This is a genomic window from Pseudoalteromonas fenneropenaei, assembly GCF_042643375.1.
GTDB lineage: Bacteria > Pseudomonadota > Gammaproteobacteria > Enterobacterales > Alteromonadaceae > Pseudoalteromonas > Pseudoalteromonas fenneropenaei.
Window position 1 is genome coordinate 14,116 of record NZ_JBHRSD010000023.1, and the last position, 25,179, is coordinate 39,294.

The following is a 25,179-nucleotide window of genomic DNA, read 5'->3' on the forward strand; positions in this document are numbered from 1 at the left end:
TTCGCTGAATTTTGCGCTAAAGGTGTAAATAAATATTACTAACTTGTCGAACTGGCAGATAGCCTGCCAGTTCAACTTGCAAGATTAGGCAGGATAACGCGCTTGTAATCCGGCATAAACTTGCTTGGCGAAATCGGCGTGGTTGGTGTCAAGTGCTTTGACCACATCCATCAGATGTTCGTTGTCTTCTTTGCCGTCCCACACTTTGATGTAACTACCGTCTTTGTAGCCGTGATCTTGGCGGAAGAAGTTCAGGGTATTTTTACCCACATAACCGCGATAGAGGTCATCTAAGTCCATGCCGATTTGTGCCATACAGCCAGCAAAAGCGTGCGCATCAAAGGCCTTATCAGCCACCGCAGCAGCGGCAAGTAGCTCTAAAGTGGCTTTAAAATCTTGCGCTTGGGTTGGCGCTGCAAGTTCTGCTGCTAAGCCTTCAGCTAAAGTGGCGAACGACGTTTTGCCATCAATACGTAGTGACAAACCAAAATGGAAAATATCCACCAGCTCTAAAATCACTTGTTCTACATCTGGAGTTTGTTTTTTCCACCATTTCCAGCCGTAGTGGTCAAGCATTTCAGCACACTCAACCCAAATTGCGCGGTACCATTCAAAGCCCTGCTCAAACCAGTTTTCGTGGACTTTAGTGTTCATGGCGTGTTGCATTTCCAGCATCACGGTCAGCTTAGTGATATTTGCAGACATGGCTTTCTCTCATGGTATTTTTGAACGCTTATGATACCCGAATGAAAGTTTTTCGTCACTTCCACTGTCTTCTAGCAAACACTAAACTGGAGGCCGTATGCGTTTATTTCACGTCGTTGTTGCGACACTATTTTGTTTGATTTCGCCACTTACGGTTGCAGCTAGCGCAACCAATATTTTTGATGCACCAGAACAAGTCAGCCCGTTGTTACCTGGTTTGAGCTTACCGGCTGCCACTTTAAAAAACAGCCAAAATGAATCCATCACCATTAAAACCCTGACCGAGGGTAAGCTATCCGTACTGGTGGTTTATCGCGGTGGCTGGTGTCCGTACTGCTCCAGACAGCTGGCTGGCTTACAAAAACTTGAAGCAAAGTTGGCAGCACTGAATGCACAAGTGATTGCCATTTCACCCGATGCACCGGAGCAACTGGCGAAAAGCACGATTCCAAACCCTTTTTATACTTTACTCTCTGACGATTCGTTAGCGTTTAGCCAAGCCCTCGGCTTAGCCTATTATCTCGATGATAAAACTGCATTGGCGTATCGTAACAAAATGGGGGTGAACTTTGTTGCCCTTGATGGTACGGAAAAGGTGGCGTTACCTGTTCCAGCGGTGTTTGTGGTTGATAAAAACGGTTTGGTGCAATTCCAATACGCCAATCCAAATTATAAAGTGCGCTTAAATGAAGCTGTGCTGCTGGCTGCAGTGCAAGCCGCCAGTGAAATCTAACGGCTTAGGTGGGTGAGCTTATTGCTCATCCACCTCGAAGTCTAAATCAAAGGTTGGCATCATCTCTAAAGGAGGTGATACAAATAGCAATTCGTCGTCAAAACTCACCACCGCATTCAGTACTGGACCGTGATTTAACACCAGTTCAGCCACCGCCAAAGACACATCTAAAGATTTATAATCTTCACCCAAAGCTTGTAAACTAAAGCGCTCAAGCGGAATACTGACGCTCTCTTCGCTGCTCGGGTTTTGGCAAAGTAGCGCCAGTAAATTTGCATCCAACGGGGTGCTGAGTTCAAGATCCGGCTGTTCAGGTGGGCGCGAAGCTAAGTTGCCGTCTAGTTTAAACAAAGGTAATTGCAAGTGACTGTTTTCAGCTAATTCCATATTTTTCTCTTCTCGTTAGGCGGGTATGACCCTACCTGCTACTACCAAGGCAACTCGTCGCCATTGCTGTGCCAAAAGCGGCCACTGTTTGCTAAGTTTAGCTCAGATATACGAGAAATGAGACGCTCAGCTGACTGTTCGGCGGAAATATCACCAGCAAAGTTCACCATTTGCGTTTGTACAAAGCCTGGATGCAATAACGCCACTGCAACACCACGCGGTTTTAGCTCATGAGCCAAGCTTACACCGGCAGCATTGAGTGCCGCTTTTGACATCCGATACCCGATATAACCACCGGAGCCATTGTCTGCGATAGAGCCCATGCGGCTAGTGATCATCGCCACTTTGCTGCCCGGCTTTAACGCATGTTGCAGCGCATGGGTGACGCGTATCGGTGCTACTGCATTCACCTGTAATTGACGCTCAAGCGCAGTAAAATCCATATTGCTGAGCGTTTCATTATGAAAAATGCCGGCGTTATTAATTAAAATATCAATCGGCTTATCATTAAACTGCGCCGTTAAGGCTGCCACTTGCGCTGCATTGGCGACATCCACAGCCGCGATAACGGTTACGCCAAGTGCCAACAACGCTTCCGAAGGCGTGCGCACAATAGCGGTAACTTGATAACCTAAAGCCTGATACTGGCGGCAAAATTCAAAACCAATACCGCGATTTGCGCCTGTGACCACCACATGACCCACTGTTGCCATCGTTTCATCCTGATTAAAAACACCAAAAACCAAAGGGCATTATATACTCACATTACTTGGCATGGCAGGTAGGCAATAAGTAAACGTTTCTCCAATCACATAGCTAGCCAATGTGATTGGACTGAAGGAGCGAAGCCAACACTGCAGGTAACAAGGTACAGTCCCAGCTGGTAATAACGGCTGTGCTTATTCACACCTTGCGTTAATCATCGCACACATCATTCATGCACGACTGCAAAATTGAACACACCGCCCCACTTGGGTCAGTGATCACTGCAAAACGCCCGACTTCTGGAATATCAGTTGCTGGCACGCACACTTGGCCCCCTAGCTGCTCGACCTTAGTGAGCATGGCATCGGTGTTGGCTACGGCAAAATAAATCATCCAGTGCGGCGGAATGTTGCCCCACTCTGCGGTCATTTGCATCATCCCCGCGATTGGCGAACCATCAACACAAAATAGCGTGTAGTCAAAACCTTCCATAGGTTTAAGCTCAGCTTGCCAGCCAAACAAACCACAATAAAAGCTGCGGCTCTGCTGCGCATCTTTAGTGGCTAATTCATGCCAATACGGCACATTGGTTTCTAATTTACGTTGCGTGCCAGGATGGCCATTCGCTTGCCATAATGAAAACACTGCGCCACCGGGTTCTTCCAGCATAACCGTGCGCCCAGCTGCGGGAACATCATGCGGCTCACACAGTACTTTGGCGCCCAAACCTATAGCTTTTTCTGCCATTGCATCAACGTTATCTACAGCCACATAACCCAGCCAATGGCTTGGCACACCTTGCTCAGCTTGCATCGGCATCATTTGATACATAGCCGCCACATCGACGCCTTGTTTTTGCATCAAAGTGTAATAAAAGTCCTCACCAATGGGCTGATCCACTGCCGTCCAATCGAACAAATTAAGATAAAACGTTTTCGCGGCCTGCCAATCATTGCTGCAAAGCTCAGCCCAGCAAAAGGTGTTAAGCGGCGAAGCCGATACAATTGCCATATTCAGTACTCCAATTATTTTGTTCTCACAGTTAAGCAAAGCTGGCTGATTGTGCAAGTCAGCCCACGATTTTTTACAGATTTCTTAGTTGAGTTCGTGACATGCTTCATATACTCTTTCCAGCCGTCGATCTGCCCCTTAGGCAGGCACATGTGCTCGCCCTTGCAACTCATTTGTGGAGCTTATTTTGAACAATAAACCCAACGGCAGCGGTCTTGGCCGCATCGTCAAAGCCACCAATTGTTCGCGTAAAGGTCTTAGTGCAGCTTGGTTCAATGAAGCCGCATTTCGCCAAGAGGCAATGCTTGCCATGCTGATGTTACCGCTGTCTTTTTGGCTGGCCGATTCTCCATCGCACTGGGCATTGCTGGTGTCGGTGTTATTGCTGGTATTGATTGTCGAGTTACTGAATTCTGCGATTGAAGCGCTGACCGATAGAGTCAGTTTAGAACGGCATGTATTATCAGGACGCGCTAAAGATATGGGTTCAGCGGCAGTAACCTTTAGTTTAGTGATTGTCGCGCTCGTCTGGGGTAGCGCGCTTTGGACAAAGCTCAGTTAACTAAGCCTTGTCCGCGTATCGTTAGTTATGCGTTTGCAACCGCAGCGCGTTTGTTTTTGTGGCGTTGTCGTAACGAGTCCCAGCTAAATAGCGCCAAAGCACTCCAAATACAGGCAAATGTCACCACCCGCTCAGCACTGAACACTTCGCCATACAGCACCACTGCCAAAATAAACATTAAGCTTGGTCCAATATATTGGAAAAAACCTAGTGTTGATAACGGAATGCGCTTTGCTGCCGCAGTAAAACACAGTAACGGTAAAGTGGTAACAATACCTGCGCTAATCAGTAAGGTATTAGTCCACCAATCATTGGCAAACATATCTGAGCTGCTGCTCGGCTCTGCCAAAAACCAGTACAACAACGCAAATGGTGTCAACAGTAATGCCTCTAGCAACAAGCCGGGTAAAGACTCGACCGCGAGCTTTTTACGCAGCAGTCCGTAAAGCGCAAAAGACCCCGCCAGCGCAAACGCAATAACCGGGAACGAGCCAAAGCTTATCACTTGGATGATTACACCCGTTGCCGCCAGTGCAACGGCTATCGCTTGCCATTTTCGTAAGCGCTCGCCCAAAAACAGCATGCCTAACAGCACGTTGAGCAGCGGGTTAATATAGTAGCCAAGGCTTGCATCTAACATATGGTGGTTATTTACCGCCCAGATAAATAACCCCCAGTTAAAACCAAGCAAGCCCGCGGTCAACGCTAACATCGCAATTAGCTTTGGCGAGCCAAGCACCACGCGTACTTTTGCCCACTGTTTAATAACGACTATAATCAAAGCCATAAACAGCACTGACCACACCACGCGGTGCAATAAAATTTCCATTGCGGCGATATGCTGCAACTGTTTAAAGTAAATCGGCGCCAAGCCCCACATTAAAAAGGCACCACAAGCTAGTAGATATCCCCTTTTCTCACTTGCCTCTGTCGACATGATATTCCCATCAAAGTATCCCAAGGGCATCATTATACAGCTTGCTTGTGACAATACGATCAGAACACGGCAAGCCGCAAAACACGCTAACCAACCAAATAAGTGGCGGTGCCAAAAGCGATTTGCGTACCTTCTTCGTTATGTAGCTCCATCCGGCACACGCATACTTTATTACCGGAGCGAATTAAATGCGCGGTGGCGGTAAACAGCGTGCCGCGACCAGGGCGTAAAAAGTCAGTACGGATATCTATGGTGCCAAGGGTAGCAAGTTTGCTTGGTACGGTATGGAGTTCGCTGTCAGGCAATTTATCTATAATGGACGCTGCTGCCAACATACCACCGACATTATCCAGTACTGCAGAAATCACCCCACCATGCAAAATGCGTTGAGTAGGGTTACCTATAAACTGATCTTGCCAAGGCAGAGTTATCGCCGCTCGCTCTGGGTTTAAAGTCTGTACGGCAATGCCCAAAAACTGATTGTATGGCATTTGGCTGACAAAAATGTCCGCCACTTTTTCAATGAGCGTTTGTCTGTTCATGGTTGAATTGGCTCGCAACTGGTCAGATGAGATAGACGTTAGCCGCTTTTTGCGCACTGTGCAAGGAAGTTAAAGAAGCCTCATAACCTTTGTATGTTTCTTATGCAAAAAAGTTTTATTGACACCAAAGTTAGAATAAATAATCCATTCGCATCAAACGGAATAGTCGAATATCTTTAAGACTATAAATATAGATATTAAAATCATGCCATTACCTTAATTAGCCCACAGAGCACCTTGCGACCTAGCCAAGCGACTGATACAAAAAGTACACAAACCCCGCATTACGCGCAATAAACCAATACTTTAGCATTAAAAATAATTTGTAACCCGAAAGTTTCGCTTCGATAATGGCCGCCTGAAGCTACCTTCTTCTGAACATTGTAACCACACAATCTGATAATGCAGTGAACAGGAATAGCACTGAGCCAATCGCCAAATAACTCGATATGGCTAGGCTCCAAGCTCAGCTTCTAGGTGTAAGGATCTCAATACTTTTAAGGAAAATGTATGAAAAACAAGTTTATCATCGCGTTGTTTGCGTTAGTTTTAGCCGCATGTAGCAGCACACAATCGGGCAAAGATTTTGACATGGAAGTTGTTAAAAGCTTTAAAAAAGGCCAAACCACTCAGGAAGATGTTCGCACTGCAATTGGCGACCCAACGGGTATGGACGACATGGCTAATGGCGATGTTGTTTGGACTTATGAATATTACGAAAACAAAAGTAGCGGCTTGAGCTACGTACCTGTTGCTGGCGTTTATGCGGGTGGCTCAAAAGGCGAGCAAAAGTTTGTCACTATTAAGTTTGATGCTAAAGGCGTCATGAATGGCTTATCCATGCGCGAAGTCAACAGCGGCTCTTCACATTTCTAACCCCCAGCTATCGATTTTTTGAAGCTTCTGCGCCATTAACCCATTAGGTGATATGGCGCCTACAATTTTTAAAGTCACGCCATTAGGCTTAGCACCACATTCACACTTTGCTGGCCGCAAAACTCTGCAAAAGTGCAAGACAAGCTTGCCCAAAAAACGCTAGAATGCCCGCCATGAGTGAAGTTGCATCCATCAATCCAACGCCCGTTACGCCTCATTCCGTACTAAAACAAACATTTGGCTACCATGAATTTCGTGATGGTCAATTGGCGGTTATTGAAGCGGCGCTGAGCGGTCAAGATAGCTTAGTTTTACTACCCACGGGTGGGGGGAAATCGCTTTGCTATCAAGTTCCTGCTTTGGTGATGTCGGGGCTGACTGTGGTGGTGTCGCCGCTTATCTCTCTGATGCAAGATCAAGTTGCACAGCTGCAAGCGCTCGGTATTGCGGCCGAATTCATTAATAACAGTGTGCAGCGGGACGAACAGCAGATTATTTACCAACGCCTCCATCAGGGCGAAATCAAACTGCTCTATGTGGCACCAGAAAAAATCCTCCAATACGAGTTTTTAGAGCGCTTACAGCACTTACCCATCGCGTTATTTGCTATTGACGAAGCCCACTGCGTATCACACTGGGGTCATGACTTTCGGCCACATTATTGCCAGTTACAGCGGCTCAAGCACGAGTTTCCTCGTGTCCCTATGATGGCACTCACCGCCACAGCTGATACTGCAACTCGTCGTGATATCGTGCAGCAGCTCGGGCTGGTGCAGCCGTTTATTCATACTGGCAGTTTTGACCGTCCGAATATCCGCTACACCATAGAAGAAAAATTCAAACCTATGGCGCAGCTGATGCGTTACTTGCGCTCGCAACAAGGGCAGAGTGGGATTATTTATTGCACCAGCCGCAAACGCGTTGACGAAGTGGCCGAAAAACTCGCTGAAGCCGGCTTTAACGTCGCAGCCTATCATGCGGGGCTGACTAACGAAGCGCGGCACATGGTGCAAACCGGTTTTGCCCGCGATGATATTCATATTGTGGTGGCAACCGTGGCCTTCGGCATGGGGATCAACAAACCCAACGTACGCTTTGTGCTGCATTACGATATCCCAAAAAGTATTGAAGGCTATTACCAAGAAACCGGCCGTGCTGGCCGTGATGGCTTGGCTGCTGAAGCGATTTTGTACTACGACCCGGCAGACATTGGCCGCGTGCGACGCTTTTTTGAAGATATTGAAGATGAGCAACGCCGCCGCGTGGAAGAGCAACGCTTTGCCGCGATGGCGAGCTTCGCTGAAGCACAAACTTGTCGGCGCCAAATTCTCCTGAACTATTTTAGCGAATATCAGCGCCACCCTTGTGGCAACTGCGATATCTGCCTAAATCCTCCCAAACGTTTTGACGGCACTTTGGTTGCCCAGCAAGCGCTCTCTTGTGTTTATCGCGCGGAGCAAAGGTTTGGTTTTGGATATATTGTTGAGATCCTCCGTGGCGCCAACACCAGCCGTATTCGCGATAATTTACACCACCAGCTTAGTACTTATGGCATAGGCAAAGAGCATAGCAGTGAGTTTTGGTTGAGTGTGCTGCGCCAATTGGTGCACCTTGGTTTACTTGAGCAAGATATCACCCAAGGTGCGGCGCTACGTTTAACCGAAGCCGCACGTTCGGTACTACGTAGTGAATATGCGCTGCAACTGGCAGAGCCACGCTTGCAGGCCGTACACGTTTATGAAGATAAACTGGCCAAGTTTAATTACGACCGTAAACTCTTCGCTAAACTTAAAAGCTTACGTAAAGAGCTGGCCGATGCCGATGATGTGCCGCCATACGTGGTATTTAATGATAAAACATTGGCAGAAATGGCGCAGAAAACCCCGACCACAGACAGCGAATTTTTGCAGATCTCCGGTGTTGGGTTTACCAAACTGATGAAATATGGCGGCCCATTTATGCAACTGATCGAAAATCATTTGGCACGCGACTAACCATCTAACGCAATTGAGATCCCATTTATGCCGATATGCCAGCTTGACGCCCAACACCAAATCTTACTACTCAGCCCTGAGATTTTCCCTCATAGTGACGAATTTGCACTTTGGGCGCGCATTTTTCTTCACCATCCTGAGATCCAAATAGTCGAAATTAACCTCGGCGCAGATCGCCACCAAGCCCGTTTTCATTTTGCTGAGGAAGGCTTTAACCTCAACTTTGAACATTATTCCGAGAGTCTATGGATAAGCCCAGAAGGACAGCAGGCTGCAGCTAAGCTCCCAGATTTACAAAACATTTTTTAAGCAAAGTTGTCTTTTCGGCGTTAGACTAAAAGTTAAAGCAAGCAACTTTGGAGTCATTATGGCGCATATCATCGACATTCCATCAGCCTCATTACGCATTTGCCAAGTCAGTCGGTATTTGCTTTGCGCGCTAATCGCATCGATGATATTTCAGCTCTCTGCGCAAACGCTACCAAGTACCGCAAGTTGCGGTAATCAACATCACTTAGAACAAGATAGGGTGCCTTTAAGCCGCCAATTGAATGATGAAACGGCTCTGCCAGAGGCCAATGGCGCAACCATACATGTGATTAACTTACAACAGCTCAATGTCTTTAATACGGATTTACCGGAGGAAGACAATGCGTTGTTTCGGTTTGCTAATCGTGCTCATATTCAAACTAAACCGGAAGTGATCCGCAGTATCTTGTTATTTCAAGAAGGTGATGTCTATGAGCCCAAGCTATTACGCGAATCCGAGCGTTTACTGCGCCAGCAAGCCTATTTGTATGACGCTCGGCTTTATGCCAATGTGGCTTGCAACGGGGATATCCATGTTACTGTCGTTACACGCGATCTCTGGACTTTGTTACCGGATCTCGGCTTTCGCCGCAGTGGTGGAGACAACGCGTCACGCATTGGCTTTCGCGAAAGCAACTTGTTTGGCTATGGTAAACGTTTATCCCTCACCTATACCAAAGACGTTGACCGCAGTGGTTATACCTTTATTTATGAAGACCCCAATATCCTCTCTAGCCGCTACACTGGGCGGTTACAATATGCCGATAACGACGATGGCGAATTACATTATGCCTCAATCGCTTACCCATTTTTTGCCACCGACACTCCCTATTCTTACGGAGCGCTAAGTTACAGTAACCGGCGTACAGAATCCCAATATGAGCGTGGCGAAATCATCAACGAGTTTGAGCAAAAAAGTACCGTACAACAGATTTTCTTCGGCTACGCAGATAAACTGAGCCACAACTGGACGCGCCGCACCTTGTTTGGTTTGCAGCATGAAGAAGAAAGTTTCTATGCACTGCCCACGACCACCTTGCCAATCGCCACCGAGCGCAGCTTGCTTTACCCTTATGTGCAATGGCAATGGTTTGAAGACAATTTCACTAAAGTGCGTAACTTTGACTCCATTTTTCGTACTGAGGATTTAAATCTGGGTTGGAGCTTAGATGCCAAACTAGGCTATAGCGATAACCATTGGCAAGACGACGACAGCAAAGCGACCTTTGCTATCAGCGCCAGTCGCGCCATGTATCTTGATGAGCGCAGTCTGTTGCGCTTTGCTCTGAACAGCCAAGGGCAATATTTGACTGAACAAAGTGCTTGGCAAAATCTGATATCGAGTGCCACAGTGCAATATTACCTGAATACCAGTTACCGTGACACTTGGTATGCCAGCCTGAGTTTACAAACTGCCAGCGAGCTTACAGCCGATAAACAGCTGACCCTTGGCGGGGAAACTGGCCTACGTGGCTACCCTACCAAATATCAGCAAGGCGATAGTCTATTTTTAGTCAATTTAGAAAAGCGCTATTACTGGGAATATGACCTTTGGCAATTGTTCAAAGTGGGCGGCGCGGCGTTTTTCGATATTGGCCGCGTGAGCGGCCGACCACTCTTTAACCAAGACCACCGTGTGCTAAAAAATCTCGGTGTGGGTTTACGCTTAGCCCCTAGCCGTGCTAACGCCAATTTGATGTTGCACTTTGATGTGGCTGTGCCTTTAGATAAAGCTGATGATGTTGATTCAGTGCAGTGGCTGTTTACCGTCAAAGAACGTTTTTAACCCGCGAATCGTCGCACAGAGGTACATTGAGTCGCATTTATGGCTAAAATTGCTTATCCTTAACGGGCTTTTTTATCTTCTTTGGAGTTATTGTGGGCACGGAACTTCTTGCCTTAGCAAAAAGTCAGATCCATCTGATTGTGACAGCCTTTGCGCTACTTAGTTTCCCCTTTTTGCAATCGGCTGCGGTACGTTTACTGAGCAAAATCACACGCGGCAAAATTGACCAACATCGCCAGTATCGTGCTGAGTTATTGTTGAAAATTATCGTCGCTATTTTGCTGTTGTGTTTACTGTTGGTATTTTGGGGCTTTGAACTACGTGAATTGTTTGTAGTTGGCTCCTCGCTGTTTGCCGTGGTGGGTGTCGGCTTGTTTGCAGGTTGGTCACTCCTGTCTAATCTGACTTCGTTTCTTATCATGTTTGTGCAAAACGATACCAAAGTAGGCAATTGGGTGCGTGTGATTGACGGTGCTAACTTTGTTGAAGGGCGCATTTTAGAAATGGGCTTGATGAATGTGGTGCTGCAAAATATCGATGGTCATCGAGTGGTTTATCCAAACAATTTGTTTGTCACTCGACCTGTGATGGTACTTAATAGTGAGCCGAAAAAGCCTAAAGTCATTGCGGCTAAACGAACTTTAGGCCCTAAAAAGTAATCAAGAATTAGATAACACCTCAGCGGTTTTGAGCTCATCAAAATCGCTGAACTCATCAATAAAGCTTTCCAACTGTTGCTCGACCAAGCTGTTGGCGTGAGCAAAATAAGCTAAATGGAATACCGCATCCCCTTCATTCACCAGTGGCAAAGTTTGTTGCCCAATCACTATCCCGCTACGCGGTGCTATAACTTGTAACTCATTGCTACCTAAAGGATTGTCGATAAACGCTAAGGTTTGCCCCTTAGCCACCCGTTCACCCAGACTAACCTGAGCACGCACGATACCATCGGTATCCGCCCGCACCCAGCTGGTTGCCGCAGCGATAACAGGCTCAGCTATGGTTTTTTTACGCCGACCTTTAATCATTTTCAGTTTTCGCATTACGTTTTCTACCCCCATTAACCCAGCCGCAATGGCTAGCGGGTCAAAGCGCAGCGCTTCACCTGCTTCATAGGTCACCACAGGGATACCCATGCTAGAGGCTTCACTGCGCAAGGAGCCATTGCGTAGCGAGGCATCAATCACCACTGGCGTGCCAAATGCTTTAGCCATTTCAGCGGCTTCGGGGTGAGAAAGATCAGCCCGCACTTGCGGCAAGTTTGAGCGGTGGATAGCGCCTGTGTGTAAATCAATGATATGAGTACACTTGGCAGCCACTTGGCGGAAAAACATATCGGCCATCCGCGCCCCTAACGAGCCGCGCACAGAACCTGGAAAACAGCGATTGAGGTCACGCCTATCCGGCAAATAGCGAGATTTGTGGATAAAACCAAACACGTTCACTACCGGCACTGCGATTAAGGTGCCTTGTAAAGAGCGCGGGTCAATTTTGGCTAGTAACTGGCGCACTACTTCAACGCCATTGAGCTCGTCGCCATGGATAGCTGCACACACCAAGAGTACTGGCCCTTTGAGCACGCCATTGACGACTTCAATCGGGATAGTCAGCGGCGTATGGGTGTACAATTTTGCCACTTCGAGGTCAAGCGTGCGCCGCTCGCCAACCCCGATACAAGCATCTAGTAAGTTGAAAGGTTGATTTATCTTACCCTTCGGCACGCACTGCTCCTTTGTGTTGCGCTGTGGTTTTCTCAATAAACTCTATGATCAAAGAAGCAATGTCCTTACCTGTGGCCTTTTCAATGCCCTCTAAACCCGGCGAAGAATTGACTTCCATCACTAGTGGGCCGCGCTCTGAGCGTAGTAAATCCACCCCAGCAACACTTAAACCCATAGCCTTGGCGGCTTTGATAGCCGTTTTACGCTCTTCTGGGGTAATGCGGATAAGACTTGCTGAACCACCACGGTGTAAATTAGAGCGGAACTCGCCCTCTTGCGCTTGACGTTTCATGGAAGCAATAACCTTGTCACCAATTATAAAGCAGCGAATATCGGCACCGCCCGCTTCTTTGATGTATTCTTGCACCATGATATTGGCTTTAAGACCCATAAAGGCCTCAATCACGCTCTCTGCCGCTTTACGGGTTTCCGCCAGCACCACACCGATACCTTGCGTCCCTTCGAGCAGTTTGATCACCACTGGCGCACCGCCAACCATATCCAGTAAATCTTTTACATCGTCAGGTTTTGAGGCAAAGCCGGTAATTGGCATACCGACACCTTTGCGAGACAACAATTGTAGCGAGCGCAATTTATCGCGCGAGCGACTGATTGCGACCGAGCCATTGAGTGCATAGACACCCATCATTTCAAACTGACGTAGCACCGCACAGCCGTAAAACGTCACAGAAGCGCCAATGCGCGGAATAATCGCATCAAAATGCGTTAACTCCTGCCCTTTGTAATGGATCTCTGGCTTATCGGAATTAATGTTCATATAACAACGTAACGCGTCGATCACTTCGACTTCATGACCACGTTGCTGCGCGGCTTCAATTAAGCGCTGAGTTGAATATAGGCTCTGATCGCGTGAGAGCACACCTATTTTCATAATGTTTGTTGTCCTATTGTCCAGTTAGAAAAGATGCCGCAGGGTCTACGGAAATGCGCCCTGCCATGGCAGTACGGCCAAGCAGCATCCTAAATTTCATTGAATCACGGTTCGTTAGCGTGATCTCGATAGGCCATGATTTACCAGCAATATGCAATTGGCTGGCTATCACAAAACGGCTTTCCTTATGGCCACCGGAATCGGTAACATTGCGTTTATCGATAATTTTCGCTTCACACCTATGGGTGATGTCGCTGTTGTTTTGCACTGGGTGTAACCAAAATTCAACCCAAGGCTCGCCGTCTCGTTCAAAGGTTTTTAACTGGTACGCATGCAAACAAGATGTCCGTGCCCCAGTATCCACTTTTGCTTTTATTCGCGCGATCCCTAAGTCCGGCAAAGCCACCCATTCGCGCCACCCTACTTGGATTTGTTTTGCCATTGTCTAAACTTTTTAAAAAAGTGCTTTATACGCTATCAGTTACAATATGCCAGCAAGTTATTTTTATCTACCTTATTAATGATTTCGATTGACCTTTGTCGTATTTACTTCAAAGATGATAAGAAAAATAACCCGTACCTGATCGCCTGTTTTGCATACGTCTACACAGTGATACCTTACTGTTTGAGCTTAGCGCCTGAATATGACGTTGCAAGTACCATATAGGGATCATATTTACTTTTGGGAGCAAGACTATGGGTACCTTTTCAGGTTTAGTTCACGCCATTCACCTAGATGGTCAAGGTGGCTATATCGCGGTGGAAGATTTAACAGCAGCGATTGCCAATGCCACACCACAACAACCTTTGTGGGTGCATCTCGATTTCAGTGACCAAAGCTCTATTCATTGGCTGGCATCATTGCAACTTTTTACTGATTGGGAACTTGAAGCCCTGTTAGCCGATGAAACGAGACCACGACTCACTAAAGCTCAGCAAGGCGATTTTTTGTTCCTGCGTGGTGTTAATCTTAACCCCGAGCAAGACCCAGAAGACATGGTCGCCCTACGTTTATTTGCCAGCGAACGTTTGATGATTAGTTGTCGGCGACGTTCTATCAAATCTGTGCAGGATGTATTTGCACTGCTCAAACAAAATCAAGGCCCGCGCAGTGTATCAGAACTCGTATGCGAAATTGCCCACTGCTTAACGCTGCGTATGCAAGACATTATTTACAGCTTGGATGACCAACTCGACGTTATCGAAAATATCGTTGAGACCTGCCCGCCCCCTTATGACACAGCAGCGCTGGCGCTTATTCGTCGTCAAGCTATCGCTCTCAAACGCCATATCCGACCGCAGCGCGATGCTGTGAACCAGCTGGGTTTAGCCAAACTAACTTGGCTACAAGAGTCCGACAAACCTAAACTGGTCGAAGTCTCAAATGATTTGACGCGCTACATTGAAGAGCTAGAAACCAGCATTGAGCACGCTACTGTGATCCACCAAAGTATCGCCAGTCAAATGTCTGAGCAACTAAACCAACGCATGTACGTGATGTCGGTGGTCGCAGCACTGTTCTTACCACTGGGCTTTTTAACCGGTTTACTCGGTGTCAATATCGGCGGAATTCCTGGCACTGAGAGCCCATTTGCATTTGGCTTGTTCGTGCTAATGCTGTTCGTACTCACATTTGCGATAGGTATTTACTTCAGAGCGAAAAAATGGCTGTAACAAGAGCCATGGTAAGCATTTTATGACGGGGGCGCTAATGGCGCTCTCGACAGGGATCGAACCTGTAACTTAGCCTCCGGAGGGCCACGTGATATCCATTTCACCACGAGAGCAACACTGCTGTTCCTAAGAACCCCGCCATAATAAAGATAACTGCTGAAAAATGCTAGTTTTGTGCAATCGTATGGGCAATATTTAAGCAAAACACAAAAATTACTATACAGACTGTAAAAAACACGTTATTTAACTATCCTTTAAAAATAATAAATAGGTATGGGTTGCCAAGTTACAGCCCTGTCATCAATGAGGTATACAAAATGTCACAAATGACAACTGAACAAGTCGCAGAGTTTTTGGGTGTAAAAGTGGAGCGCGTAAGACGTTTGGCGCGGGAAAATTTGTTAGTTGCCAAAGGACAAGACAGTAGTGGTGAACCAACGTTTGAGAAGACTGACGTTGAGAAGTACAAAGAACTTGCTGAGCGTTTAGGCGGTATCTAACTTAACCTAAGGTTTGGCTAAGAAATAGATTAATCAATTGTTTTTAAAGTAATAATTTACTTTACCCCCTCATCTAGCCAGCAAGTTTTAAGGATAACAAGGCGAATTTACGCACCAATAGCTGGCTATTGGCAGTGAATTCAACGCGGTTAGCGTTAAAATTGGCTGCTAGAGAGGTATGAGTTATCCGACGCGCAGGTGAATTTACCAAGTGTATAGCTGAGCCGTTAAGTCGGCCGCTATCCCCTTGTGCCCACGCTTGCTGTACCAATCTACACAAAGTAATAAATACGCTTGCCGATAGTCTGTGAGCTTTTCCATATTAAGTTGCTGGTAAGCTGCTGTTGCAAAATAGTGGCTGAGCATAGCCTCTGCTTCTACTCGCTGTAGCGCTAAACTCACAGTTAATGCCGCAAAATCAAAATAAATGTCGTTATAACCGGCAAACTCAAAATCAATCAGGCGAAAATCCTCACCATCAAAGAGGATATTTTCTATTACTAAGTCGTTATGGCAAAAACCTAAAGTACTTGGGTAGGTACGTAAACGCTCGGCTAACTGACCGCGCTTTGCCGACGCGATTAACTGTTCAACATGTGTCAAACTAGCCAATAACGCACTGAGATCCATCACCACGCCAGCACGGTTATCAGCCTGGTGTTGATGTAAAGTGCGCAGCATCATGATTAACACTTGCCAATCTCGGCCTTGATAGATCTCACCCCGCCAGTATTCAAACAGCGCAAGTTTATCCTCCTCACACCACACCAGCGGCGCGGTTGTCAGTGCCAAACCCGCCAATTGCTGTTGTGCTTGTAGGGCCTTGGCCGGAAATGCCTCGCGATATCGTTTGAGGAGAAATAACTGCGATGAGGTACTTAACAAATAGTTGTCGTTGCTGAGCCCGCGCGCTAGTTTTTCTAGCGTCAAGTTCATATCTGGATGATATTGTGGGGCAGCAGAACACAAAAGCTTTTGCGCCGCTGCAGCAAGCTCAGAGTTCAACTAAACGTCTACCACTACGTTGCTCGTACTCTTCATACCAGGTTTTAAAACCCCATACCGCCATAAAGGTATAAAACACAAACATCGCCAACGTTGGGTAGTAGCCTTTGACATAATATAAATACATAGACGCAGCATCTATCACCACCCAGTAGAGCCAGTTTTCCAACACTTTTTTGGCAACTAAGTAAGTTGTTACTATCGCAAAACAGGTAGTAAAACTGTCAAGGTAAGCCATTTCAGCATGAGTATAATTATCCATGATGTACCCAGACACTAAGGTTGCAATTCCAGTGAGACTAATAATCAACACATGGCGCTGTAGGGACCAAGAGACTATGGATAAAGACTTAGACTGACGGGGATTTTGCCACCAGTACCAACCAACCACCGCCATCACCATGTAGTAGACATGCAGCAATGACTCCATTAGCAAGGCCCCATTCCAATACAATAAGGTATATATAAAAGTACTGAGAAACGCGGCAGGCCAACACCAAGAGTTTTCACGAATGGCAAGCAACAAATAAGCAACCGACAATGCCACAGCGAGATATTCCCACTGCGACATCGCAGTAAAACCTGCCAGTGTCTGATTGGTAAATTCGTTCATGCTATTAACTCGCTGGCGAGAGATCACCACCAATAAACTTACAAACAAATACGGCTTTGCCAAAAGTTTGGTGTGAACGTTTAATTTCTGCACTCACCACTTGCATCACTAAATCATAGTCACCAAACACTTGAGTCGACATCGTGTTGGTTACCACAGTTAAGCCTTGATGCTGGTTAAGGCGGTCAATAAAGTCTTTGATAAACGGAATGTAATCACTGTGTAGTGGGTATTTACTGATCTCGACTGAGAGCTTCATCACGTCGTTAGCCTATACTTTTAAATCTAACCTTATTGTAACTGATATTGCTGGCAAATACCTCGCTTTGACGGCGCGATTGCGCCGCCAAATGCTTTTTATGCACCGACAATACCCAGTGGTGTCGCGGTTTGCCAAGCACCGCGAGTGAAGTCAGGGATATTGACCGACTCACTGCGATTAGCTACCGATTGCGCCGATAAAGGCGAGATCACCGACCATGCCGCTCCATCATAGACGTCCTGATCTAACGCTTCGCCATTGCGTAGACAATAAATCATGCGCCAGAACATTAAAAAGTCCATGCCTCCGTGGCCACCGTTACGCTCGGCTTCTTTGCCCATTTTCACCCATAGTGGATGGTCATAGCGCAGATACCAGCTGGTCATATCGTAATCCCAATCGTGATAATTACCGCTGCCGCCTTGTTCTAACGCGATACGATTAGGGAAGCCAGCAAATACACCGTTAATACCTTGGATCAAGTTATGACGTGAATAAGGGCGCGGGGTGGTGGTATCGTGCTGCACCATAATAGAACGCCCTTTCACGGTTTTTATCAGCGTGGTGTTCATATCACCTGAGATATATTTGAGTTGATTACGCTGATGATCGGCTGGAAACTCTCGTTTGGCATAGGCAGCGCGACCAAGCGCTGGCGAGCTCATTGAAGTAAGATAATCAAAACGGTCACCGCGGTTAATATTCATATACTGCGACACCGGCCCTAAGCCGTGAGTCGGATATAAATTGCCATCACGACGCGCATGCCAAGCCGTGCGCCAGGAGCCGGTACTATGCTCAATTTCCTTCATTTGCCAACGCAATTCGTGAATGTAGGCTGCTTCACCGTGCAATAGCTCGCCAAATAGGCCCTGACGCACCATATTGAGTACCATAAGTTCATCACGACCGTAATTGACGTTTTCCATCATCATACAGTTTTTCTGGGTGCGCTCTGCGGTATCAACGATTTGCCACATTTCTTCCATTGTCAGCGCCAGCGGCACCTCAACAAAAGCGTGCTTACCGCTTTGCATAGTGTCAATCGCCATCGGCGCATGCCATGCCCATGGGGTTGAGATAATCACGATATCGATATCGTCACGCGCTAGCATGTCCTTGTAAGCGTACTCGCTGCCGCGGTACAAAGCGGGTGCGGGTAAGCCTCGTTCAGCTAAGTAAGCGGCTGACTTATCGAGCATTTCGTCATGAGTATCACACAGTGCAACAATTTGCGTACCTTCGATATGACTCATACGTTTAACATGCCCACTACCACGCTGGCCCACACCAATAAAGCCAACTCTAACGATTTCCATTTTAGGGGCAATTAAGCCAATCACAGATTGGCCTTGGCGGCTCGGCTGCAAAGGTGTGCTTGCCGTAGTATTACAGCCAGCGACCACCCCGGCGGCCGCAGCGACACCAGCCGCTTTTAAAAAGTCGCGACGATTAAACTGTTTCATAGTTTTCCCTGGTTTTTCTATTTTTGCTGACGCTATCGAATGGTGTCCTCAAAAGCAAAACAATGCGATGGAGAAAACAAAAAAAGCGCCGAAGCGCTTTTAGTTAAAGTTGTTCCAACATACCTTTTAAGGTCTGTTCATGACGCACAATGTCGCGATATAAAGCAAACTGGTTGCGCGCCCGTTGCAAGTTATGCTCGGGGTGTTTGATAGCAAAGTAATTATCACCATCTAAATAATCGGTTAAAAAGCGCAAGCCAATCATAAATGGCAATACTTTCGCCCCAAGCCAAAAGCTCAGTAATTCTTGCTCGGTAATAAAAGGCGTAAGCGGCTTGGCATAACCTTTCACCAAAGCGTGGAAAATATCGTGGCGCACTTTAACTTGCTCAAGTGCGGTTGAGTCTTCTGCTTCTGGCGAGCAACAGGTACGGACCATATCACCAAAATCACACAACCAATAACCCGGCATACAAGTGTCTAAATCAATTACTGCTTTGGCACTTTCAGTGTTTTTACAAAACAACATATTGTTGATTTTAGTATCGTTATGGCAAGGACGCAGCGGGACATTCGTTAAATTGTCGAGTTCATCCGCCAGACTAAATTGATCAAAACAAAAGGCGATTTCATTTTGGCAAGCGGCCACTCGCCCTACAACATCCGCAGCGATTTTGTGCTTAAACGTTGCAATACGCATCGATAGGTTGTGGAAATTTGGAATAACTGGATACAACTGCTCCGCATCAAAATCTTGCAGTGCCGCGGCAAATTGACCAAAAGCATTGGCGGCGATTTCGGCTTGCGCCGCATTTTGCACCACTTCTTCTGAGTAACTACCGCGAATAAATTCCAAAGCACGCCACTTTTCACCCTGAATATCAATTAAGTAGTCGCCACTTTGGGTCGGAACATGTTTAATGATCTCAAGTTGATATTGATCACTTGCGGCTTTGTGCGTTAAGTGCTGCTCAATTAAACGGGCATTATTCACCAACTGTTCTGGTTCTGGAAAAACGTCAGTATTGAGTTTTTGCACAACCAACGCCTGCGCTTTATTGCGCAGTAGCATAGTAGTATTGATATGGCCATTGCCGATAGGATTGAGTTTTAACCCTTCAGTACTTAAGCCGAACTGTTCAGATAACTGCGTAGCCAACGCCGATGTATTCATATCCAATGTACTCTTAGGATCAAAAACTGCGATAGGAGAGTGCTCATCCGTGACGTAATTCATGTATTTGTTCCGCAACGTGGTTTAATTCTTCTCGGTAGGTGATGCCAAGCCAAGGTTGGGTGGCCGTATACACTTGTATTTCAAGCTGATGCTGGTCAATGGCTTGCTGGATCCCATCCGGCAAATAATACTCTTTTCTGACACCGTTGTCATAGGTATTTAGGAACTCTAAAAAATCCGCATTGAGTACGGGCACAAATGCTGGCGTTATCCCCCAAATGGTCATTGAGGCTAATGCGTTTTCCGCTAGCTCCACTTTAGTACCATCGGGCGCGACGCCGTGTAAAAGCTCATCACTCAAAGTAATGTTGGTATGCTCTACCACCGACTGGAGTTTGCCGTGCTGCAATTGGCAAATACCCCGATTTACCCCACCTTGTGCTGACAAAGTGTGTTGCAACGGATAAGCCACCATAGTACCGCAATCAGGTGCGGATTTAAAATGTTCGACTAACTGCTGATAGGCATGGTCGCCGTAATGATCGTCCGCGGTAATGACTATGCTTGGGCCTGTGATTTGATGCCGCGCACACCACAGCGCATGTCCAGTGCCCCAAGGTTTCTCTCGCGAAAGCGCAAGATGCTGGTATGGCTCAGGTAAATCGCTGATATGCTGCTCGACTAGCTCAACCTGCAACCTCGGTGGTAAACGCGCTAGTATCTGCTGTTCAACCACTTTGCGTACGGCGGCATTAATGATAAGTACTACGCGAGTCACTCCTGCGGCATAAGCATCAAGAATACTGAGTTCCATAATAGTACAGTCAAAGCCTGGTAAGTTGGCTATCTGTTTACCACCGCCAAAACGGCTACCTAAACCACCAGCAAGTATAAACAACGACACCTCTGTTGCGGCGCCTACTTCCTTTTGCATATCAGACCTGAATTAAACCATGAAGGGTGAAAGTCTACCGCGCTTTGCCATAATTGCCAATGGCAGTACCTGAGTGCTAGACATAAAGCCGATATACGCAATTGTACAAGAGTTGCCCTGTGGTGATAATAGTTCTAGTATCTAAGTACAATAACTTCTGAGCACAAGTAATAAGCATGAGCAGCTACGCCTCACATCAATACACAAGCCGCTTGCTGTCTAATTTTAACCCTGTATTTATCGGGCTGCTCTGTGTGCTGCTTTATGAATTGGCCTTCCACTACGGCAATTTTTTTAACTTCTTTGCCATACCTGCCGATTTAACTGCCGACAGTCCATTTTATTATGCCGTACTTAGCTATGACCTGCTGTTAGTCACCTTGATAAACTTAGCCGTACTGTTTTTATACCAAAAACTGACGAGCACACATTTATCGATTAAAACATTAGCTTTGATGCAATTCGCTTGTAGCGTGTTTGTGATCACCACAACTGGCATTACTGCCGACTTTTCCTCTGCTTACGCGATTTATCAAAATATCACTACGCTTTATATGTGCATTGCCCTAGTTGCCTTAGGCAGCCTATTCAGTCATGCGACAAAGAAAGCATAGCAGCGCGCTGTTCAGGCGCTGCCATTGCTTGCGCTTGGGTTATCTAAGCTAAAACTGCTGGCACAAGTATTTGGTTTCGAGGTATTCGCTGAGACCTTGTGCTGCACCTTCGCGGCCAAGTCCAGATTGTTTCATGCCACCAAACGGTGCGACTGGATTGGAGATAAGCCCAGTATTAACTCCCACCATACCGTACTCCAACTGACTACTAACGCGCTCCACTTGTGCCATATCTTGACTGAAAAAATAACTCGCCAGCCCTTCTGGCACGGCATTAGCAATCGCAATGGCATCCGCTTCGCTGCGAAAGCGTTGCACTGTGATAATGGGTGCAAATAGTTCTAAGTTGGCAATCGCCATTGCCTGATTGACTTCAGTTAAAATCACCGGCGCCATAAATGGGCTGGGAAGTGGCTCTGCGCGATAATGGCACACCGCACCTTCGCTGAGTGCCTCTGCAATACGACGCTCTGCGGTGGCTTTGGCGGCCGGTGAAATCAGCGGCCCTAAATCAGTATCTGGCTCAAGGCCATGGCCGATTTTCAGCTTGGCTACCCGCGCCGTCAATTTGGTAATAAACTCATCAAAACACGGGCTTTCAATTAAAACTCGGTTAGCCGCCACACAGGTTTGCCCTGCATTACGGAACTTAGCCACCATCAAAGCGTCAATCGCGGCATCTAGGTCGCTACTGGCAAAAATGATAAACGGCGCATTGCCGCCAAGTTCCAATGACAAACGTTTAATGGTATTGGCACTTTGTGCCATCAAGCTGCGCCCAACCGCTGTTGAGCCAGTAAAGGTGACTTTACGCACCACAGCACTGTCGCACATAGCTGCGGCAAAACCTTTGGCATCCAAACTATGCACCACTTGCCACGCTTCTGGTGCAAACCCCGCTTCTTGCGCTAACTGCCAAAGTGCCATGGCTGATAGTGGCGTCAGCTCTGAGGGCTTAAGCACAATACTACAGCCCGCCGCCATGGCTGGCGCCACTTTACGGGTGATCATCGCAAGCGGAAAATTCCACGGCGTAATGGCAAATACCACGCCAATCGGCTGTTCAATAGTGGTGAGCTTTTGCGCCACATTAGCGCTTGGGATCACTTGGCCATAACTGCGTTTTGCTTGCTCGGCAAACCAAGACACAAACCCCGCCGCATAGCTAACCTCAGCTCGCGCTTCACCAAGCGGTTTACCGCATTCCAAAGTCACTAATCGCGCCAACAATTCGCTATTCGCGATGATAAGCTCATACCAACGCTGGAGCTGCTGACTACGCTGATGGGCACTCAGCGCCTTTTGAATATCAAACCCAAGTTGTGCCCGCGCTAAAATTTCTGGTACATCTTGCTCATTACATACAGGTAATGCAGCCAGCGCCACACCTGTGGCTTTGCAATAAACCGTGAGCCTCGAAGTCGCCGGTTGCTCAGGGGTATGCCAAAGATGACCAAAACGCGTGTTAATCGCGTCCATTGTGCACTCCTTTATCGTCTACAAGGTAGACTAAAAGGTAACCTAAAAAGTGACCCAAAAGCAAAAACCGCAGCTGAGCTGCGGTTTTTGTTAGTGGTCTTCGTTAACGATATTGAGATTATATTTGGGGATTTCAACCACCAAATCCTCGTCCGCGATGATAGCTTGGCAACCTAAGCGCGATTCCGCTTCAAGGCCCCAAGCTTTATCGAGCATATCTTCTTCCAGCTCGTCACTTTCTTCTAATGAGTCAAACCCTTCGCGCACCACAATGTGGCAAGTGGTACAGGCACAGGATTTTTCACACGCATGTGGGATAGCAATGCCATTGCGAAGCGCCACGTCTAAAATGGTTTCACCGCTTTTCGCTTCAATGGCAGCGCCGTCCGGACACAACTCTTGATGGGGTAAGAAAATGATTTGTGGCATATTAAACCTCGTCTATGGACTGCCCTTGCAGTGCCCGCTTAATTGATTCATCCATACGGCGTGAGGCAAACTCGCTGCTTGCTTTATCAACAACTTCAATCGCCAGTTTAATGTCATCTGGATCCGTCGCTGTTTCGCGCTGTTGGGCCAAATTATTCATAGTATCGCGCAGTACCGCCAGCTCTTGCTCATCAAGCAAATGGCTGTCTGTCGCTAAAGAGGCTTCTAACGCTTCTAATACGCGCAGTGCTTCAACTTGTTGCTCTTTCAGCATACGTTGCTGCATATCGCTACGCGCATGGCTAATCGACTCTTTGAGCATATTCGCCACTTGGTCGTCCGATAAACCATAAGAAGGTTTAACTTGGATCTCAGCTTGCACGCCGGTGGATTTCTCCATCGCAGTAACGCTCAACAAGCCATCGGCATCGACTTTAAAAGTAACGCGAATGTGCGCCGCGCCAGCCGCCATAGCCGGAATGCCCTTGAGGCTGAATTTCGCCAAAGAACGGCAATCATCGACCAGCTCACGCTCACCTTGTAACACATGTAAAGACATGGCGGTTTGACCGTCTTTGAAAGTGGTAAATTCTTGCGCGCGCGCGACAGGGATCGTAGTGTTACGTGGAATGATTTTCTCGACTAAGCCACCCATAGTTTCTAAACCGAGCGACAGCGGTAACACATCCAACAGCAACATTTCGGCATCAGGTTTATTGCCAACTAACACATCCGCTTGAATTGCCGCACCAATGGCAACCACTCGGTCTGGGTCAATTGAAGTCAGTGGCGTTTTGCCAAAAAATTCCGCAACTGCAGCGCGGATCACTGGCATGCGGGTTGAACCACCGACCATCACCACTTCTAAAATCTCATCGAATGACACTTCGGCGTCTTTGACCGCACGGCGACACGCGCGTAAGGTCTTTTTCACCAGTTCAGTGACTAAAGTCGCAAACTGTTCACGGGTTACCGTGACTAAGTGTTTTTCACCGCGCAGCTCAAGTCCAACATTGACTTTTTCGTAGCTGCTAAGCGCTTCTTTACACGCTTTGGCTTTATTAATAAATAGTCTGTGCTCTTGGTTTGACAGTTCACTGAGGCCAGTTTCAGCCTTGAAATGTGCAACCAGCACAGCATCGAAATCATCACCACCTAGGCTTGAATCGCCACCAGTAGCGAGTACTTCAAATACGCCTTTGTTTAAGCGCAAAATCGAAATATCAAACGTGCCACCGCCTAAATCGTAGACCGCAATCACTCCTTCTTGACCTGAATCCAAGCCATAAGCCACTGCGGCTGCAGTTGGCTCATTGAGTAAGCGCAGCACTTTTAAACCAGCAAGTTCTGCTGCATCTTTGGTGCTTTGGCGCTGTGCATCATCGAAATAAGCAGGCACTGTGATCACGGCACCAGACAGTAACTCGCCACCAAAACTGGCTTCTGCACGCTCACGTAATTCCGTAAGAATTTGCGCTGAGGCTTGGATTGGGCTGACCTGACCTTGTTGCGTTGCTATCATTAGGCTGCCGCTTGACTCATCAAACTGATACGGCAATTGGCCGTAGCTGCTGACCACTTCTGCAGCGGTTTTACCTAAGAAGCGTTTTACTGAGATAAGGGTATTACTTGGGTCATCCGTTGCCATTGCCATCGCATCTGCGCCGACGGTAATGTCGGTGGCGCCATAATGCACAACTGAAGGCAACATTGCCTGTCCGTGTAAATCAACTAAAGTCTTGGCTTCGCCGCTTTGTACCGTAGCGACCAAAGAGTTAGTGGTGCCAAGGTCAATGCCGACTGCAAGTTTATGTTGGTGAGGTGCCGCGCTCTGCCCCGGCTCAGCAATTTGCAATAGTGCCATAG

The 25,179-nt window shown here is 47.2% G+C and carries 28 protein-coding genes and 1 tRNA gene; 10 read left to right on the top strand and 19 right to left on the bottom strand.

Going from position 1 to position 25,179, the window contains the following annotated elements; genetic code table 11:
- Positions 1–84 precede the first annotated feature (84 nt).
- Entirely contained in the window at positions 85–705 is a 621-nt protein-coding gene (locus ACFOEE_RS13295) for a dUTP diphosphatase (RefSeq protein ID WP_377125040.1), read from the bottom strand.
- A gap of 97 nt (positions 706–802) precedes the next feature.
- On the opposite strand from ACFOEE_RS13295, the gene ACFOEE_RS13300 reads away from it, so the two are divergent.
- On the top strand, positions 803–1,438 hold the full coding sequence (locus ACFOEE_RS13300; protein WP_377125042.1) for a peroxiredoxin-like family protein: 636 nt from the start codon (positions 803–805) through the stop codon (positions 1,436–1,438).
- Between the two features lie 18 nt (positions 1,439–1,456).
- Here ACFOEE_RS13300 and ACFOEE_RS13305 read toward each other — a convergent pair whose 3' ends face one another.
- The 3 genes from ACFOEE_RS13305 to ACFOEE_RS13315 form a co-directional block, all read right to left on the bottom strand.
- A complete protein-coding gene (locus ACFOEE_RS13305; RefSeq protein ID WP_377125044.1) occupies positions 1,457–1,825 on the bottom strand; it encodes a hypothetical protein in 369 nt (122 codons plus the stop codon).
- A gap of 41 nt (positions 1,826–1,866) precedes the next feature.
- Complete coding sequence (locus ACFOEE_RS13310) at positions 1,867–2,538, bottom strand: SDR family oxidoreductase (RefSeq protein ID WP_377125046.1); 672 nt, start codon at positions 2,536–2,538, stop codon at positions 1,867–1,869.
- Positions 2,539–2,740: 202 nt separating this feature from the next.
- Complete coding sequence (locus tag ACFOEE_RS13315) at positions 2,741–3,541, bottom strand: VOC family protein (protein ID WP_377125048.1); 801 nt, start codon at positions 3,539–3,541, stop codon at positions 2,741–2,743.
- Between the two features lie 187 nt (positions 3,542–3,728).
- Here ACFOEE_RS13315 and ACFOEE_RS13320 point away from each other — a divergent pair, with 187 nt between their 5' ends.
- The gene (locus ACFOEE_RS13320; RefSeq protein ID WP_377125050.1) at positions 3,729–4,103 is read left to right on the top strand and encodes a diacylglycerol kinase; all 375 of its coding nucleotides are present in this window, start codon (positions 3,729–3,731) and stop codon (positions 4,101–4,103) included.
- Between the two features lie 25 nt (positions 4,104–4,128).
- On the opposite strand, the gene rarD is transcribed toward ACFOEE_RS13320, so the two are convergent.
- Together rarD and ACFOEE_RS13330 are read right to left on the bottom strand one after the other, a co-directional pair.
- Positions 4,129–5,040, bottom strand: coding sequence for an EamA family transporter RarD (gene rarD / locus ACFOEE_RS13325; protein ID WP_377125052.1), 912 nt, complete (start codon positions 5,038–5,040; stop codon positions 4,129–4,131).
- Positions 5,041–5,126: 86 nt separating this feature from the next.
- On the bottom strand, positions 5,127–5,582 hold the full coding sequence (locus ACFOEE_RS13330; RefSeq protein WP_377125054.1) for a thioesterase family protein: 456 nt from the start codon (positions 5,580–5,582) through the stop codon (positions 5,127–5,129).
- 510 nt (positions 5,583–6,092) lie between these two features.
- On the opposite strand from ACFOEE_RS13330, the gene bamE reads away from it, so the two are divergent.
- The 5 genes from bamE to ACFOEE_RS13355 all read left to right on the top strand — a co-directional run bounded on the left by bamE (position 6,093) and on the right by ACFOEE_RS13355 (position 11,206).
- Positions 6,093–6,458, top strand: coding sequence for an outer membrane protein assembly factor BamE domain-containing protein (bamE, locus tag ACFOEE_RS13335; RefSeq protein WP_377125056.1), 366 nt, complete (start codon positions 6,093–6,095; stop codon positions 6,456–6,458).
- Between the two features lie 173 nt (positions 6,459–6,631).
- Complete coding sequence (gene recQ / locus ACFOEE_RS13340) at positions 6,632–8,452, top strand: DNA helicase RecQ (protein WP_377125058.1); 1,821 nt, start codon at positions 6,632–6,634, stop codon at positions 8,450–8,452.
- A gap of 27 nt (positions 8,453–8,479) precedes the next feature.
- Positions 8,480–8,761: a DUF3630 family protein gene (locus tag ACFOEE_RS13345; protein WP_377125060.1), complete on the top strand. Its 282-nt coding sequence runs from the start codon at positions 8,480–8,482 to the stop codon at positions 8,759–8,761.
- A 142-nt stretch (positions 8,762–8,903) separates the two neighbouring features.
- Complete coding sequence (locus ACFOEE_RS13350; protein WP_377125322.1) at positions 8,904–10,547, top strand: ShlB/FhaC/HecB family hemolysin secretion/activation protein; 1,644 nt, start codon at positions 8,904–8,906, stop codon at positions 10,545–10,547.
- Between the two features lie 92 nt (positions 10,548–10,639).
- On the top strand, positions 10,640–11,206 hold the full coding sequence (locus ACFOEE_RS13355) for a mechanosensitive ion channel domain-containing protein (protein ID WP_377125062.1): 567 nt from the start codon (positions 10,640–10,642) through the stop codon (positions 11,204–11,206).
- Here the strand turns inward: ACFOEE_RS13355 and ACFOEE_RS13360 are convergent, their stop codons facing one another.
- From ACFOEE_RS13360 to ACFOEE_RS13370, 3 genes are read right to left on the bottom strand one after another with little or no spacing between them, the layout of a single operon-like run.
- Positions 11,207–12,268: a succinylglutamate desuccinylase/aspartoacylase family protein gene (locus ACFOEE_RS13360; RefSeq protein WP_377125064.1), complete on the bottom strand. Its 1,062-nt coding sequence runs from the start codon at positions 12,266–12,268 to the stop codon at positions 11,207–11,209.
- On the bottom strand, positions 12,255–13,160 hold the full coding sequence (gene rimK, locus ACFOEE_RS13365; protein WP_377125066.1) for a 30S ribosomal protein S6--L-glutamate ligase: 906 nt from the start codon (positions 13,158–13,160) through the stop codon (positions 12,255–12,257). The genes ACFOEE_RS13360 and rimK overlap by 14 nt, the downstream gene beginning before the upstream one ends.
- Before the next feature lie 13 nt (positions 13,161–13,173).
- Positions 13,174–13,602 (bottom strand): ATP-dependent zinc protease family protein, encoded by a 429-nt coding sequence (locus ACFOEE_RS13370; RefSeq protein WP_377125068.1) that lies wholly within the window; start codon positions 13,600–13,602, stop codon positions 13,174–13,176.
- Positions 13,603–13,856: 254 nt separating this feature from the next.
- Here ACFOEE_RS13370 and ACFOEE_RS13375 point away from each other — a divergent pair, with 254 nt between their 5' ends.
- Positions 13,857–14,834 carry a zinc transporter ZntB gene (locus tag ACFOEE_RS13375; protein WP_377125070.1) on the top strand — a complete coding sequence of 326 codons (978 nt, stop codon included), beginning with the start codon at positions 13,857–13,859 and terminating at the stop codon, positions 14,832–14,834.
- 38 nt (positions 14,835–14,872) lie between these two features.
- Here ACFOEE_RS13375 and ACFOEE_RS13380 read toward each other — a convergent pair.
- A tRNA-Arg gene (locus tag ACFOEE_RS13380) sits at positions 14,873–14,947 on the bottom strand.
- Between the two features lie 204 nt (positions 14,948–15,151).
- Between ACFOEE_RS13380 and ACFOEE_RS13385 the strand changes: the two genes are divergently transcribed.
- Positions 15,152–15,334: a helix-turn-helix domain-containing protein gene (locus ACFOEE_RS13385; RefSeq protein ID WP_377125072.1), complete on the top strand. Its 183-nt coding sequence runs from the start codon at positions 15,152–15,154 to the stop codon at positions 15,332–15,334.
- A 204-nt stretch (positions 15,335–15,538) separates the two neighbouring features.
- On the opposite strand, the gene ACFOEE_RS13390 is transcribed toward ACFOEE_RS13385, so the two are convergent.
- From ACFOEE_RS13390 to ACFOEE_RS13415, 6 genes are all read right to left on the bottom strand, one after another.
- Positions 15,539–16,339, bottom strand: coding sequence for a phosphotransferase (locus tag ACFOEE_RS13390; RefSeq protein WP_377125074.1), 801 nt, complete (start codon positions 16,337–16,339; stop codon positions 15,539–15,541).
- Positions 16,329–16,952, bottom strand: coding sequence for a nicotinamide riboside transporter PnuC (gene pnuC / locus ACFOEE_RS13395; protein ID WP_377125076.1), 624 nt, complete (start codon positions 16,950–16,952; stop codon positions 16,329–16,331). The genes ACFOEE_RS13390 and pnuC overlap by 11 nt, the downstream gene beginning before the upstream one ends.
- A 4-nt stretch (positions 16,953–16,956) precedes the next feature.
- Positions 16,957–17,211 carry a YkoF family thiamine/hydroxymethylpyrimidine-binding protein gene (locus tag ACFOEE_RS13400; protein WP_377125325.1) on the bottom strand — a complete coding sequence of 85 codons (255 nt, stop codon included), beginning with the start codon at positions 17,209–17,211 and terminating at the stop codon, positions 16,957–16,959.
- A gap of 98 nt (positions 17,212–17,309) precedes the next feature.
- A complete protein-coding gene (locus ACFOEE_RS13405; protein WP_377125078.1) occupies positions 17,310–18,680 on the bottom strand; it encodes a Gfo/Idh/MocA family protein in 1,371 nt (456 codons plus the stop codon).
- A 103-nt stretch (positions 18,681–18,783) separates the two neighbouring features.
- Entirely contained in the window at positions 18,784–19,854 is a 1,071-nt protein-coding gene (locus tag ACFOEE_RS13410) for a phosphotransferase enzyme family protein (RefSeq protein WP_377125328.1), read from the bottom strand.
- A 43-nt stretch (positions 19,855–19,897) separates the two neighbouring features.
- Entirely contained in the window at positions 19,898–20,791 is an 894-nt protein-coding gene (locus tag ACFOEE_RS13415; protein ID WP_377125080.1) for a sugar phosphate nucleotidyltransferase, read from the bottom strand.
- Positions 20,792–20,967: 176 nt separating this feature from the next.
- On the opposite strand from ACFOEE_RS13415, the gene ACFOEE_RS13420 reads away from it, so the two are divergent.
- Positions 20,968–21,405 (top strand): hypothetical protein, encoded by a 438-nt coding sequence (locus ACFOEE_RS13420; RefSeq protein WP_377125082.1) that lies wholly within the window; start codon positions 20,968–20,970, stop codon positions 21,403–21,405.
- Between the two features lie 48 nt (positions 21,406–21,453).
- Here ACFOEE_RS13420 and ACFOEE_RS13425 read toward each other — a convergent pair whose 3' ends face one another.
- From ACFOEE_RS13425 to hscA, 3 genes are all read right to left on the bottom strand, one after another.
- Positions 21,454–22,884: an NAD-dependent succinate-semialdehyde dehydrogenase gene (locus ACFOEE_RS13425; RefSeq protein ID WP_377125084.1), complete on the bottom strand. Its 1,431-nt coding sequence runs from the start codon at positions 22,882–22,884 to the stop codon at positions 21,454–21,456.
- Positions 22,885–22,974: 90 nt separating this feature from the next.
- Positions 22,975–23,313 (bottom strand): ISC system 2Fe-2S type ferredoxin, encoded by a 339-nt coding sequence (fdx, locus tag ACFOEE_RS13430; protein ID WP_377125086.1) that lies wholly within the window; start codon positions 23,311–23,313, stop codon positions 22,975–22,977.
- 1 nt (position 23,314) lies between these two features.
- Positions 23,315–25,177 (bottom strand): Fe-S protein assembly chaperone HscA, encoded by a 1,863-nt coding sequence (gene hscA, locus ACFOEE_RS13435; RefSeq protein WP_377125088.1) that lies wholly within the window; start codon positions 25,175–25,177, stop codon positions 23,315–23,317.
- Between the last annotated feature and the right edge of the window lie 2 nt (positions 25,178–25,179).